The sequence below is a fragment of the Fluviibacterium sp. S390 genome, from assembly GCF_049800695.1.
Classification (GTDB): domain Bacteria; phylum Pseudomonadota; class Alphaproteobacteria; order Rhodobacterales; family Rhodobacteraceae; genus Meridianimarinicoccus.
On record NZ_JBNAFN010000008.1, the window covers coordinates 141,061 to 154,615 of the forward strand.

Annotated in this window: 11 protein-coding genes; 3 read left to right on the forward strand and 8 right to left on the reverse strand. The window is 67.2% G+C overall.

Features of this window, described 5'->3' with window-relative positions; all coding sequences use genetic code 11:
• Positions 1-23: 23 nt before the first annotated feature.
• The 3 genes from ACP15K_RS08980 to ilvD all read right to left on the reverse strand — a co-directional run bounded on the left by ACP15K_RS08980 (position 24) and on the right by ilvD (position 4,514).
• Positions 24-2,042, reverse strand: a complete 2,019-nt coding sequence (locus ACP15K_RS08980; protein ID WP_424990329.1) for an FAD-dependent oxidoreductase — start codon at positions 2,040-2,042, stop codon at positions 24-26.
• A gap of 80 nt (positions 2,043-2,122) precedes the next feature.
• Entirely contained in the window at positions 2,123-2,794 is a 672-nt protein-coding gene (locus tag ACP15K_RS08985; protein WP_424990330.1) for a hypothetical protein, read from the reverse strand.
• Positions 2,781-4,514 (reverse strand): dihydroxy-acid dehydratase, encoded by a 1,734-nt coding sequence (gene ilvD / locus ACP15K_RS08990; RefSeq protein ID WP_424990331.1) that lies wholly within the window; start codon positions 4,512-4,514, stop codon positions 2,781-2,783. The genes ACP15K_RS08985 and ilvD overlap by 14 nt, the downstream gene beginning before the upstream one ends.
• A 111-nt stretch (positions 4,515-4,625) precedes the next feature.
• Here ilvD and ACP15K_RS08995 point away from each other — a divergent pair, with 111 nt between their 5' ends.
• Genes ACP15K_RS08995 through ACP15K_RS09005 form a run of 3 tightly spaced genes read left to right on the forward strand, consistent with a single transcriptional unit; the run spans position 4,626 to position 7,779 of the window.
• On the forward strand, positions 4,626-5,522 hold the full coding sequence (locus ACP15K_RS08995) for a lysostaphin resistance A-like protein (RefSeq protein WP_424990332.1): 897 nt from the start codon (positions 4,626-4,628) through the stop codon (positions 5,520-5,522).
• 56 nt (positions 5,523-5,578) lie between these two features.
• Positions 5,579-6,511 carry an acetyl-CoA carboxylase, carboxyltransferase subunit beta gene (gene accD / locus ACP15K_RS09000; protein ID WP_193140054.1) on the forward strand — a complete coding sequence of 311 codons (933 nt, stop codon included), beginning with the start codon at positions 5,579-5,581 and terminating at the stop codon, positions 6,509-6,511.
• Positions 6,508-7,779, forward strand: a complete 1,272-nt coding sequence (locus ACP15K_RS09005; RefSeq protein ID WP_424990333.1) for a bifunctional folylpolyglutamate synthase/dihydrofolate synthase — start codon at positions 6,508-6,510, stop codon at positions 7,777-7,779. The genes accD and ACP15K_RS09005 overlap by 4 nt, the downstream gene beginning before the upstream one ends.
• Before the next feature lie 55 nt (positions 7,780-7,834).
• Here the strand turns inward: ACP15K_RS09005 and ACP15K_RS09010 are convergent, their stop codons facing one another.
• The 5 genes from ACP15K_RS09010 to ACP15K_RS09030 all read right to left on the reverse strand — a co-directional run.
• Positions 7,835-8,935, reverse strand: a complete 1,101-nt coding sequence (locus tag ACP15K_RS09010) for a flagellar basal body P-ring protein FlgI (protein WP_193140058.1) — start codon at positions 8,933-8,935, stop codon at positions 7,835-7,837.
• Positions 8,932-9,942, reverse strand: coding sequence for a flagellin (locus tag ACP15K_RS09015; protein WP_193140060.1), 1,011 nt, complete (start codon positions 9,940-9,942; stop codon positions 8,932-8,934). Before ACP15K_RS09015 ends, ACP15K_RS09010 begins: the two co-directional genes overlap by 4 nt.
• A gap of 3 nt (positions 9,943-9,945) precedes the next feature.
• A complete protein-coding gene (gene flgK, locus ACP15K_RS09020; RefSeq protein ID WP_193140062.1) occupies positions 9,946-11,397 on the reverse strand; it encodes a flagellar hook-associated protein FlgK in 1,452 nt (483 codons plus the stop codon).
• Positions 11,398-11,417: 20 nt separating this feature from the next.
• On the reverse strand, positions 11,418-12,728 hold the full coding sequence (locus ACP15K_RS09025) for a flagellar hook protein FlgE (RefSeq protein ID WP_193140064.1): 1,311 nt from the start codon (positions 12,726-12,728) through the stop codon (positions 11,418-11,420).
• A 398-nt stretch (positions 12,729-13,126) separates the two neighbouring features.
• Positions 13,127-13,555, reverse strand: a 429-nt coding sequence (locus ACP15K_RS09030) for an IS5 family transposase (RefSeq protein WP_424990092.1), incomplete at its 5' end; no start/stop codon positions are given.

Consider the following 13,555-nt stretch of genomic DNA (forward strand, 5'->3'; position numbering starts at 1 on the left):
AACAGGCAGCGCCTCAGCCTGTCCTACAGCTGCGCGGCCAGGCGGGTGCCCTGATCGATGGCGCGTTTGGCGTCCAGTTCGGCGGCCTTGTCGGCGCCGCCAATGACATGCACCTCGGTCCCGGCAGCGGTCAGTGCATCCGCCAGCGACCGGTTGGGCACCTGACCGGCGCAGAGCACGATGGTGTCCACGGGCAGGGTTTCCGACACATCGTTGCGGGTGATATGCAGCCCGGCGGCGTCGATCCGGTCATAGGTAACGCCGGCCAGCATGTTCACGCCCTTCATCTTCAGCGTCGCCCGGTGGATCCAGCCGGTGGTCTTGCCCAGCCGTTTGCCGGGTTTTTCCGCCTTGCGTTGCAGCAGGGTCACCTGCCGCGCGGGCGGTTCGGGCTGGGGGCCTTCGGGCGCAAGGCCCGCTGGTGCAAGGCCGGGATCGGTGACGCCCCATTCGCGCAGCCACAGATCGAGATCCTCGGTCGGGCTGTGGCCCTGATGGACCAGGTATTCGGCCACGTCGAAGCCGATGCCCCCCGCGCCGATCACCGCCACGCGCGGCCCGGCGGTCGCACGACCTTCCAGCAGGTCGGCATAGCCGATCACCTGCGGCGCCTGCTGGCCCGGGATCTGCGGGTCGCGCGGCAGGACGCCGGTCGCCAGCACCACTGCATCGAAGCCGGTCAGGTCTTCGGCGGACACTTCGTGGTTCAGACGCAGCGTCGCGGTGCTGGCGGCCAGTTCCGTGGCGAACCAGTCCACCAGGCCGTGAAATTCCTCTTTCCCCGGCACCTGGCGGGCCAGGTTCAACTGGCCGCCGATACGGTCGGCCTTGTCGAACAGGGTCACGTCATGGCCACGGCCCGCAGCGGCGATGGTGGTGGCCAGCCCTGCCGGTCCGGCGCCCACCACGGCGATACGGCGCGGGGTGACGGTGGGGGGCAGCGTCAGCTCGGTCTCGTGGCAGGCGCGCGGGTTGACAAGGCAACTGCTGATCTTGCCCGAGAACGTGTGATCCAGGCAGGCCTGGTTGCAGGCGATGCAGGGGGCGATGCGGGCGGCATCCCCGCGTGCGGCCTTGGCAACGAAATCGGCATCGGCCAGAAACGGCCGCGCCATCGACACCATGTCGGCACAGCCTTCGGCCAGCACCGCCTCGGCCACCTCGGGGGTGTTGATTCGGTTCGAAGTGATGACCGGGATCGAGACCTCGCCCATCAGTTTCTTCGTCACCCAGGTGAAGGCGCGGCGCGGGACGCTGGTGGCGATCGTGGGGATGCGGGCCTCGTGCCAGCCGATGCCGGTGTTGAGGATCGAGGCCCCGGCCTCTTCCATGGCGCGGGCCAGCGTGACGACGTCGTCCCAGGTGGAGCCATCAGGCACCAGGTCGATCATCGACAGCCGGTAGATGATGATGAAATCGGCCCCCACGGTGGCGCGGGTGCGGCGCATGACCTCCAGCGGCAGACGCATCCGGTTCTCATACGACCCGCCCCAGCGATCGGTGCGGCGGTTGGTGTGCCGCACAAGGAACTGGTTCAGAAAATAGCCTTCCGAGCCCATGATCTCGACCCCGTCATACCCGGCCTCGCGGGCGCGGCCGGCGGTGGCGGCGATGTCGGCGATCTGTTTCTCGATGCCGGCCTCGTCCAGTTCGGCGGGCGGGAAGGGCGAGATCGGGGATTTGATCGCCGATGGGGCGACGCAATCGGGGGAATAGGCATAGCGGCCCGCATGCAGGATCTGCATGGCGATGCGGCCGCCCGCGTCATGCACGCGGTCGGTGACGATGCGGTGATGGGGAATTTCCTCGGGCCGGTACAGCCCCGCCGCGCCTTTCAGAACCGCGCCTTCGGGATTGGGGGCCATGCCGCCGGTGACCATCAGGCCGACGCCGCCGCGGGCGCGTTCGGCATAAAACTCGGCCACCCGGCCCCAGTCGCCGGTTTCTTCCAGGCCGGTGTGCATGGATCCCATCAGAACCCGATTGGGCAGGGTTACATGGCCCAGATCCAGCGGTGCCAGAAGATGTGGATAGGTTGTCATTGGCGCGGCTCCCCCGTTGCTGGCCACAGGTTTCCCTGCCCGCACGGGGTTTGTCACGCTCAACGCGGCGTCACGGACGCTCAGGCGTCCTGATCAGAGACCGGCGCGGCATTGGCGGCGCGCATGGCGGCCAGGAAGCGGTCCAGCGTCCGGCGCATCTGGGCGTCGGTCATCGGCACCGCCTCGTGGGAGTGCACCGACAGGGCCACCAGTCGGTTTTTCATCGCCAGAACCGCCCGCCACGAGGTGTCCTGCAAATCATCGGGCCGCCCGGTGCTGCGATCACGCACCTTCAGCAGCAACACATCGCCGTCGCGGCGGATATCCAGCAGCGTGACCGTGTCGGCCCGGTTGTCATGGGACAGCGCCGCCCGGCCCGAGGTTGACCGCAAAAAGCGTTCCAGCTGGGCGGCGGTGGGCGCCTGCGGCTGATCGGTTTCCGGCGAGACCAGCGCGGTCAGCACCCCCGGTGCCGTGGGCCCTTCGGGTTCGCCGTTCAGCGTGGCGCAGCTGCCCAGCAGCACGAAAGATCCACGTTCGCGGTCGCGGCTGCCGGACTTGTCGATGCAATAGCCCGACGGGCCGACCACCGTGACCGAATTCTGCGCCACGCGCAGGGCGGTCACCGGGCCGTGGCCAAAGGCCGAACGTCCGGCAAATTCGCCGTTGGCGTCGCAGCCCGACAGGGCCAGAACGCCGAAGGCGGCCACCACAGCCGCCCCCTTGGCACTCATGCGATCAAAGATCGGCATAGATGTGCTTTTCTTCCTTCGCGCCGGGATGGGTGACCGCGCCCAGACGGGTCGCGCCCACCAGCTGCGCGTATTTCCACAGCGCACCGGCGGCATAGATGGTGTCGCGCGGGCCGGTCCAGGCTTCCTTGCGGGCGGCCAGTTCCTCGTCGGTCAGTGCAACCGAGATCTCGCCCTTGATCGCGTCGATGGTGATCTGGTCGCCATCCTGCAACAGCGCGATGGGACCGCAATGGGCCGCTTCCGGGCCGACGTGACCGACGCAGAAACCGCGGGTCGCGCCCGAGAACCGGCCATCGGTGATCAGCGCCACCTTCTTGCCCATGCCTTGACCGGACAGGGCAGCGGTGGTGGCCAGCATCTCGCGCATGCCGGGGCCGCCAGCGGGGCCTTCGTTGCGGATCACCAGAACCTCGCCTTCCTTGTACTGGCGCGCTTTCACGGCCTCGAAGGCATCTTCCTCGCATTCGAACACGCGCGCCGGGCCGGTGAAGACCTGCTCTTCGTCGCTCATGCCCGCGACCTTCACGATGGCCCCATCGGGGGCCAGGTTGCCTTTCAGCCCGACCACACCGCCGGTCTGGGTGATCGGCTTGTCCACCGGATAGATGACACGGCCATCGGCCTCGCCCTCGATCAGGTCCAACTCCTCGCCGATGACACGGCCCGAGGCGGTCATGCAGTCTTCGTGGATCAGACCGGCGCGGCGCAGCTCCTTCAGGACCACCGGCACGCCGCCGGCCTCGTAAAGATCCTTGGCCACAAACTGACCGCCGGGCTTGAGATCGACGAAATAGGGGGTGTCGCGGAAAATGTCGCAAACATCGTCGAGGTTGAAGTCGATCCCGGCCTCATGGGCAATCGCGGGCAGGTGCAGGCCGGCGTTGGTCGACCCGCCGGTGCAGGCCACGACGCGCGCGGCGTTTTCCAGCGATTTGCGGGTCACCACGTCGCGGGCGCGGATCCTCTTTTCAAGCAGGTTCATGACCGCTTCGCCCGAGGCGGTGGCATACTGATCGCGGCTCTCATAGGGCGCCGGGGCACCCGAGCTGTTCATCAGGGCAAGGCCGATGGCTTCGGACACACAAGCCATGGTGTTGGCGGTGAACTGGCCACCGCAGGCACCGGCCGACGGACAGGCGACCTTTTCCAGCGCGGTCAGTTCCTCGTCCGAGTTGGCCCCGGCCTGGTGACGGCCCACGGCCTCGAACACGTCCTGCACGGTCACATCCTTGCCGTTGAACCGGCCCGGCATGATCGATCCGCCGTAGATGAAGACCGACGGCACGTTCAGCCGCACCATGGCCATCATCATGCCCGGCAGCGACTTGTCACAGCCCGCAAGGCCGACGATGGCGTCGTAGCAATGGCCGCGCATGGTCAGCTCGACGGTGTCGGCAATCGCCTCGCGCGAGGCCAGCGAGGACCGCATGCCCTCGTGCCCCATGGCGATGCCGTCGGTCACGGTGATGGTGGTGAATTCGCGCGGAGTGCCATCGGCAGCCTTGACGCCCATCTTCACGGCCTGGGCCTGTCGGTTCAGGCTGATGTTGCAGGGCGCGGCCTCGTTCCAGCAGGTGGCCACACCGATCAACGGCTGGTGAATTTCCTCCTCGCTCATGCCCATCGCATAGTAATATGACCGGTGCGGCGCGCGCGCCGGGCCTTCGGTCACATGACGGCTGGGAAGTTTGGACTTGTCGAACGTGCGCTTGAGCATCGGATCCTCCGGGAATTCTGGCTGGAAACCGGAATAGGGCGGCCCGCATCCGCGTGCAAGGGCTTCCCCCCGTGTCGCGTCGGGCTATACCGATCCGAAAAGGATCGCCCGATGCCTGCCCGCCCCCTGCCCCCGCGCTTTGCCGCAATGATCGCCCCCGCCCGCGCCCGGCCTGCCCTGTGGCGGCTGGCGCCGGGGCTGCTGCTGTTGGCGGTGGTCTATCTGGGGCTGAACGCCGCGATTTGGGCCGCCTACGGGCTGAGCGCGGGCTGGGACCGGGCCGAGATGCTGCTGGCGAAACTCGCCGTGGCCTCGACCCCGGCGACGGCGCTGATCCTGCTGGCCAGCTTTGCGCCGATGGCCCTGGGCGCGGCACTGGCGGCGCGGCTGATGCATCGCCGGCCGCTGCGCTCGCTGACCGGGCCGGGCGGGGTGCTGCTGCGCCATGCCGGGATCGCGGGGCTGGTGGGGCTGGCAGTTTATACCCCGGCGCTGGGGCTGTGGCATCTGGCGCAGGACAGCCAGCCAAACCTGCCGCCGGGCCTGTGGGCACGGCTGCTGCCGCTGACACTGGCGGCCATCGCGCTGCAAACCTTCGCCGAGGAACTGGTGTTTCGCGGCTATCTGCAAGGCCAGCTGGCGGTGCGCTTTGCCCGGCCGCTGATCTGGGCGGGGCTTCCGGCGCTGGTCTTCGGGGCGCTGCATCACGATCCGGCGCGGATGGGCGATGGCGCGCTTGCTGCGGTAATCGCGGCGGTGATCTTCGGCCTGCTGGCCGCCGATCTGACCGCGCGCACCGGCAGCATCGGCGCGGCCTGGGGGCTGCATTTCGTCAACAACACCGCCGCCATCGCCTTGCTGGCCACGCCAGGCACCATCACCGGCCTGGGCCTGCGGGTGACGCCCTATACGGTTCAGGACCTTGGCTGGTCGCCGATAGGCACCCTCACCGACCTGATTCCCCTGGTGCTGAGCTGGCTGATCCTGCGCCGGATATTGCCGCGCTGATTGCAATTCCGCCTGCAGGGTCTTATCTCGGCCCAAACATGGAAAAAGGCCCGGCCATGAACTGGATCTCGAATTACGTCCGTCCGACAATCAATTCGCTCTTCTCGCGGCGCGAGGTGCCCGAGAACCTGTGGACCAAATGTCCCGGCTGCGGCACCATGCTGTTTCACCGCGAACTCGTGGAAAGCCTGAACGTCTGCACCAATTGCGGGCATCACATGGCGCTTGGTCCGCGCGACCGGCTGTTCTCGCTGTTCGACGGCGGCGCCTATGTCGAGGTTCCGGTGCCCGCGCCGGTGCCCGACCCGCTGCAATTCCGCGACCAGAAGAAATATCCCGAGCGCATGAAGGCCGCCCAGAAGAAGACCGGCGAATCCGAGGCCATGCTGGTGGCCGAAGGCGAGATGGGGCGCACCGGCGCCGTGGTCGCGGTGCAGAACTTCGACTTCATGGGCGGCTCCATGGGAATGCATGTGGGCAACGCGCTGATCGCCGGGGCCGAGCGGGCGGTGGAACGCGGCCTGCCCTTCATCGTCTTTGCCGCTGCCGGGGGCGCACGGATGCAGGAAGGCATCCTGTCGCTGATGCAGATGCCGCGCTCGACCGTGGCAGTCCAGATGCTGCGCGAGGCCCGGCTGCCCTACATCGTGGTGCTCACCAACCCGACGACCGGCGGGGTGACCGCCAGTTATGCCATGTTGGGCGACATCCAGATCGCCGAACCCGACGCGCTGATCTGCTTTGCCGGGCCGCGCGTGATCGAACAGACCATCCGCGAAAAGCTGCCCGAAGGCTTCCAGCGCGCCGAATACCTGCTGGAACACGGGATGCTGGACCGGGTGATCCCGCGCAAGGACATGCGCGAGGAACTGATCACCATCCTGCGGTTGCTGCTGCGCAAGTCGCCCGCCATCAAGGGCGAACTGCCGCCGCCGGGATCGGCCGACAAGAAGGTCGCCAAGGCCGCAAAGGCCGGATCCAAGCCGTGACGGCTGTTGGCTCCGACATCCTTCTGGATCGGATGATGTCGCTGCACCCCAAGATCATCGACCTGACGCTGGACCGGGTCTGGCGGCTGCTGGCGCGGCTGGACCACCCCGAGACTCGGCTGCCGCCGGTGATCCACATCGCCGGGACCAACGGCAAGGGCTCGACCCTGGCGATGCTGCGCGCCGGGTTGGAGGGCGCCGGGCAAAGCTGCCACGCCTATACCTCGCCGCATCTGGTGCGGTTTCACGAACGGGTGCGGCTGGCCGGACAGCTGATTTCGGAACCCGCGCTGTCGGCGGTGCTGGACGAATGTCTGGAGCGTAACGGCCCCGACCCGATCACCTATTTCGAGATCACCACCGTGGCCGCCCTGCTGGCCTTTGCCCGCACGCCCGCGGACTGGACCCTGCTGGAAGTGGGGCTGGGCGGGCGGCTGGATGCCACCAACGTGATCGAAAAACCTGCGCTCTGCGTGATCACGCCGGTGTCGGTGGACCACGAACAGTTTCTGGGCGACACACTGGCCAAGATCGCCTTTGAAAAAGCCGGGATCCTGCAGCGCGGCGTGCCCTGCGTGGTCGGACCCCAGCCCGACGAAGCGCTGGAGGTGATCGAGGCCCGGGCCGCCCGCGTCGGCGCGCCGCTGCTGGTGCATGGCCAGCACTGGCATGTCTGGGAAGAACGTGGCCGCCTGGTCTTCCAGGATGAAACTGGGCTGTGCGACCTGCCGCTGCCGGCCCTGCCCGGCGCGCATCAGATCGCCAATGCCGGGGCCGCGCTGGCCGGGTTGCGGCACCTGGGGTTTGGCGAGGCCGCGTTGGAGGCCGCCATGACCGGCCCCGACTGGCCCGCCCGGATGCAGCGGCTGACCGGCACCTCGTGGAACACGCTGTTGCCGCAGGCCGAGCTTTGGCTCGACGGCGGCCACAACGCCGCGGCGGGCGCAGCGTTGTCGCGCCATCTGGCCAGCCTGCCCGACCGGGAAACCCACCTGATCTGCGGCATGCTGCGGACCAAGGATGCCAGTGGCTATCTGCGTCCGCTGGCAACCCAGGTGACGGGCGTGCAGGCGGTATCAATTCCCGGTGCCGAAGCCACCCTGAGCGCCGAGGAAACCACCCACGCCGCACAACAAGCCGGGTTGGCCGCCGCGCCCGCGCGCGATGTCGCCGACGCCTGTGCCCGGATCGCCGCCACCTCTCCGCAGGCCCGCGTGCTGATCTGCGGCTCGCTCTACCTGGCCGGCGCGGTTCTGGCAGACGCCTGAGCCACGCCCGGCCGGGATCGCCCACGCGGTTCGCGCCGCAATCGCCGGCCGCCGTCTAGCGCACCACGAATTCCGCATGCAGCGCCCCGGCCGCCTTGATGCTTTTCAGGATGTCGATCATGTCGCGCGGCGAGACCCCCAGCGCGTTCAGACCGGCGATGACCTCGGACAGGGTGGTCCCGTCCGGCACTTCGGCCAGCCCGGTGCCGGGCTCTTCCTCGATCGCGACATCGGTGCGTGGCACGACGATGGTTTCGCCGTCGGAAAACGGGTTGGGCTGCGACACCAGCGGGGTTTCCTGCACTTTCAGCGTCAGGTTGCCCTGCGATACGGCCACGCGGCTGATGCGCACTTCATCGCCCATGACGATCGTGCCCGACCGCTGGTCAACGACCACGCGGGCGCGGCGCTGGGGCACGACCCGCAGGTTTTCGATCTGCGCCATGGCCCGCGCCGGGGATCCGGCCCGCGTGGCATCGAGGTTCAGCCTTACGGTGCCTGCGTCCATCGCCTCGGCCACGCCCCGGTCGAAGCGGCGGTTGATGACCTGCTCGATCAGCAGCGCGGTGGTGAAATCTGGTGTGCGCAGGGCCAGCCGCAGCGACGACAGGGTCGAGAAATCGAACTCCACCTCCCGTTCCACCCGCGCGCCTGACGGGATCACGCCCGAGGTCGGCACGCCCTGGATCACCGTCGCGGCCTCGCCCTCGACCGAGGCGCCCCCGGCGATCACCGTGCCCTGCGCCACCGCGTAGATCTGGCCATCCGCCGCGTTCAGGGGCGTCATCACCAGCGTCCCGCCCAGCAGGCTTTTCGCATCGCCAATGGCCGAGACGGTGATGTCGATCTGCGAACCGACCCGCGAGAACGGCGGCAAGGTGGCGGTCACGAAGACCGAGGCCACGTTCTTGGGCCGAAACTGCTCTCCGGCCACGTTGACGCCCAGCCGTTCCAGGATGTTGGCCATGATCTCTTCGGTGAAGGGCGAGTTGCGCAAGCCGTCGCCGGTGCCGTTCAGCCCGACCACCAGGCCATAGCCCACCAGGTCGTTGCCGCGCACCCCGTCGAATTCCACCAGATCCTTCAGCCGGATTTCGCCCGCCTGAAGGGCTCCGGCCAGCAGGATCCAGATCAGGATCAGACCCGCCCGGATCATCGCAACACCGACACGAGCGACAGCCCGGACAGGCGCGCGGTGACCGTATAGATCGTCTCCAGCTGGGCCTCGACCTCGCTGAGCCGCAGCGCCGTCTCGAAGGGATCGGCCTGGACCAGTGCGTTCTGCGCCATGCGCAGCGCCGCCGCCTGGCTGTCGGACCGGATCCGCGCGGTATCAATCCGTTCCTCGTCATAGCCGATGCCGGCCTTCAACGCGGTGACCTCATCGGCGCTGTTCATTAGCCCGGCCCCGGCGTCGGCCAGCAGGCGCTTCTGTTCGGCCACATTCCCCGCCAGAAGCCCCTGCCCCATCAGCGCCGTCACCGCCACCTGCTTGAGCACCTCGCGCAGGGGTTGGGCATCGGCGCGGGTGGTCAGCGCCACCTGCGCGTTTTCGCCGATGTCGAAGGGGGCAAGATCGGTGGTGGCACCCTGGTAAACGGTGGTTTCAAAGCCGCCGCCGGGGGTGTCGAACCACGCGTCCGCCGCGGTTTGCACCCCGGCGGCGGTGGTCTGCCCGCTCAGCGCGGTAGACAGGCCCGCCAGAAGGGTCGCGGCATCTGCCACCGCGGGCGCATCGGTGGCCACACCGGCAAACAGGCTGCGGTCGCCATAGCTGGTGTTCAGCCGCGCCAGAAGCTGGTCAAGCTGGTCCGCGGCCTGAGCGTAGATTGTGTTGCGCTGCGTCGCCTCTCCGGTGGAGGCCACGTTCAGATAGTCGGCACCGGCGCGCGTGACAGTGTCCAGAACCCCGGTCAGCGCCAGTTGCTGGGCCGCCGCGAATTGCCCGGCATCGCGGTTGCTGGCGGCATAGCCCGTGTTCAGTTGCAGCCCGTGTTCGATCCCCGCCAAAGCGCCGAAATTGCCGTCCAGACGGGTTTGCAGATCGGACAGCCGGCCCGAGCCAAGCTCTGCCGAAAGCTGGTTCAGATCCGCCTTCACCGTGGTGGTCTGGCGCCGCAGCAGGAAGGCGCGGGAAAGGTCGCCAAGGTTGGTTGTCATCATCGCTCAGATCTCCAATAGGGTGTCGAGCATGCCCTGGGCGGCCGAAATCACCCGCGCATTGGCGGCATAGGCCTGTTCGATCAGCAGCAGCTTCTGCATCTCGCGATCGCTGTCGACGCCCTCGGCTTGCAGTGCCGCGCTCAGCCCGTTTTGGCGGGCGGTGGCATGGGCCAGGGCGGTATCCTGTGACAGCCGTGCCGTGCCCAGTGCCGTGTAAAGATCGGCGGCCTGACCAGCGGCGGTGCGGCTGGCCCCCGACAGCACCGGAGAGGCCGGGGATTGGGAGGCCGCCAGCGCATCGCGCAAGCGCGCCAAACCGGCCGCATCCCCGACTGCACCCGGCGCGGCGGCGCCCAACCCGTCGCGCAGGCGCCAGACCTGCCCGCCCTGCGCCGGGTCGACGGCGGCGTTCAGGGCCAGCCGCTGCGACAACCCGGTCTCATTGGTCGTCAGAAAGGACCCGCCTCCGTCGGTCAACAGCCCGGGCGCGCCCGCCGCAACCGAGGGATCCACCCCGCTGGCCGAAACCCGGTCCAGCAGATCGCGGGCAAACCCATCCAGTTGCGCCTGTGCAGTCACCGAAAGATCGTCACGCACCGCCACCAGGGCCGCCAGCCGCCCGCCCGACAGCAGATGCTTGTCGCGGGTCAGGTCGACGGGCTGTCCGTTGACCTGGATGCCCGACAGCAGCCCGGCACCAGAAGCGTGATGCGGCGTGATCACCGGGGTCGCCTGGAAGTCGAAGGACGGCGCCGTGCCATCCAGCAATAGGCCGCCCTCGCTCATCAGCGCGATCATGCCGTGGCCGCGATCCACCTCGCGCACCGGGACCAGTTCCGAGACCCGGTCAACCAGTCGCTGCCGCGTGTCCTTCAGGGCGTTGGCCGCATCGCCACGCATGGTTGCCTTGCGGATGTCGGTGTTCAGTTGCGCGATCTGCGCCAGATCCGTTTCCAGTTGCGCCACCGCCTGTCCGATCCCGTCGTCAGCGCGGGCGCGCTCAGCCTGAATGCCGTCGGACACCTGGGCAATCCGGTCCACCAGCAGCGACAGCGCATCCACAACCTGGGTCTGCCGGGCCGATTGATCAGGACGCGCCACCGCCGCCACCAGCGCGGTTTCGACGCCGCTGACCAGATCGGTCAGCGCGGTTCCCGATCCGGGTTCCCCCTGCAGATCCTGGACGCGAGCCAGAAAGGCGCTGCGGGTCTCGGCGCCGGCCTGATCGGCCGAGGCGGCGCGCTGGTCGGTCAGCAGGGTCAGGGTGCGCACCCGGTCGACCGACACGATCTGCACGCCGCCGCCCGCGCCCGAGGCGCGCGCGCCCAGTTCGACCTCGCGGCGCCCGAAGCCTTCGGTCAGGGCGTTGGCGAGGTTGTCGGACACCACGCTGGCCGATCGGCTGGCGGCGCTCAGCCCGGACAGGGCATTGGCCAGGGCACCGGAAATGCTCATCGCTCAGTCCTTTCCGCGCCTCAGCGCTTGATGTTGGTGGTTTCCTGCAGCATCTCGTCCACGGTCTGGATGACCTTGGCGTTCGAGGTATAGGCGCGCTGGGTCTGGATCAGCTCGGTCAGTTCCGAGGCCACATCGGTGGTCGATTCCTCGCGGGCGTAGTTCACGATGTCCCCGGTCGGCCCGTCGCCCGCATCCCACAGGAAGTACGACCCGCTTTCGTTCGAAATGGCGTAGGACTGGTTGTCCAGCGCGATCAGCCCGTTGGGATTTGGCATGTCCACCAGCGGGATCTGATAGACGGTGCGCGAAATCCCGATGTCATACAGCGCGTTGACCATGCCGTTGGCGTCGATGTCGATCTCGATGATGTTGCCCACGGGCGAGCCATCCTTGGTGATCGCCACCGGTGCGAAACTGTCGGAAAGCTGGGTGATGCCGTCAGGGTTGTTCAGCTGGCCGATGTTGATGTCCAGCGGCCCGCTGGCCACATTCACCGAGACCTCGCCTGTGGCCGGGTTGTAGGCCCCGCCCGAGATCGCTGTGACCGAAGCCAGGGTGCCACCGCCGGTCCGGGTGTCGTGGAAGGTCATCTGGTATTCGCCGATCACCGCCCCGTTCGACCCGGTGTCGCGCAATTCCAGCGTCCAGGTGTTGGTGGCCACGGTCGAGCCCGCCGCCGGCACCACCGGCGTGAAGGTCACGTTCAGGTTTTCCGAGGTGCCGAGGTTGTCGAAATACTCCACCGACAGGATCTCGGTATCGCCCGCCGCGCCGGGCTTGGTCGAGGTCGCGGGCAGGTTCACGCCCAGCGTCATCCGCGTTGTCGGCTCTCCGGCGAACTGGTTGATGTTGATCTGCACCGGCTCCAGCCCGTCGACGGTGTCGCGCGGATAGTTGGGGATGGTGCCATCGGCCAGCGCCGGCCAGCCCATCAGCACCTGCCCGGTCTGGCTTTTCAGATAGCCTTCCTCGTCGGTGCGGAAGGAGCCGGTGGTCTGCAGCATCATCGGCAGATCGCCGTTGGAGACATTGACCGACGCCGCGTCGGTGACCGGGAAGAAGCCGCGCCCGCGCACCGCGATATCGGTGGAATTGCTGGTGCCGATCAGCGCCCCACGTTCGTCCACCAGCCGCTGATGCGTCATCCGCACCCCGCCCGCCGAATAGGCGTTGTCGGAACTGCCGATCACCATCGAATGGAAATCCGCCACCGACCGCTTGTAGCCATAGGTCCCGGCATTGGCGATATTGTCCGAGATCACGGCCAGCTTGCTGGCATTGGCCGACAGGCCCATGACCCCGGCATTCAAAGAAGAGGAAATCGTCACGCCTGTGCCTTTCTGCGTCAGAAACTGGTCTTCGGCACCAGCCTTAGGCGTGCAGGGCTAATTCAGGCTTAACAGATCAAGTTTGAGTCATTTACCATGGGAGCAATTTGATCACGCCCCCAGATTTCAGGACAGCCATTGGACACGTTCATTCAAACAACCGGCGCCGGCATTCAGATCGTCGTTCCTTGGGCGTGGCGCGGCCCCCTCCTACTTGTGGTTCTCTTCGGCGCACTTGTCCTTTGCGCGCGTTTCGTCCTAGCCGTCGCGCGGTTCTTCGCCACGCTCGGCTTGCCGGAAACAACACGAAAGGAACTGCAGCTCGCCACTTTGCCCAAGGCGATGACACTTCCGTTGGTGGCCCTGTGGTGCGCCCTCTTTCTGGCCCTCGCACTAGGTCATGTTGACAAAAGGCGGACCCAGAGGCGGATTGACGTGATGTCTATGAAACCGAGGAAGCTCTCAGCCGTTTTGTCGTAGCGTGTGGCGACGCGGCGGGCATTCTTGAGCTTGTTGAAGCATCGCTCGACCAGGTTGCGTAGGGAATACAGAGAGTGATCCACGCCGACGCGCATTTTGCGGGATTTGCGCATCGGGATCTGGGTTAAAACATCCCGCGCGCCCATTGTTTTGCGAATGCTGTCAGCATCATAGCCCTTGTCGGCCAACAGGACGCTTGGCTCGGACAGATTGTCAGCCATGACCAGATCAAAGCCCATGTAATCGGACGTCTGGCCCGGCGTGATTTCGGTTCTCATGGGCAGGCCTGCCGCGTTGACGCGGAGGTGGATCTTGGTCGTGAACCCACCTCTTGAGCGCCCAAAACC

What these genes read in the sequence shown, in the direction of transcription:
- ACP15K_RS08980 (WP_424990329.1), bottom strand. Translation starts at nt 2,042, where the DNA reads ATGACAACCTATCCACATCTTCTGGCACCGCTGGATCTGGGCCATGTA.
- ACP15K_RS08985 (WP_424990330.1), bottom strand. Translation starts at nt 2,794, where the DNA reads ATGCCGATCTTTGATCGCATGAGTGCCAAGGGGGCGGCTGTGGTGGCC.
- ilvD (WP_424990331.1), bottom strand. Translation starts at nt 4,514, where the DNA reads ATGCTCAAGCGCACGTTCGACAAGTCCAAACTTCCCAGCCGTCATGTG.
- ACP15K_RS08995 (WP_424990332.1), top strand. Translation starts at nt 4,626, where the DNA reads ATGCCTGCCCGCCCCCTGCCCCCGCGCTTTGCCGCAATGATCGCCCCC.
- accD (WP_193140054.1), top strand. Translation starts at nt 5,579, where the DNA reads ATGAACTGGATCTCGAATTACGTCCGTCCGACAATCAATTCGCTCTTC.
- ACP15K_RS09010 (WP_193140058.1), bottom strand. Translation starts at nt 8,935, where the DNA reads ATGATCCGGGCGGGTCTGATCCTGATCTGGATCCTGCTGGCCGGAGCC.
- ACP15K_RS09015 (WP_193140060.1), bottom strand. Translation starts at nt 9,942, where the DNA reads ATGATGACAACCAACCTTGGCGACCTTTCCCGCGCCTTCCTGCTGCGG.
- flgK (WP_193140062.1), bottom strand. Translation starts at nt 11,397, where the DNA reads ATGAGCATTTCCGGTGCCCTGGCCAATGCCCTGTCCGGGCTGAGCGCC.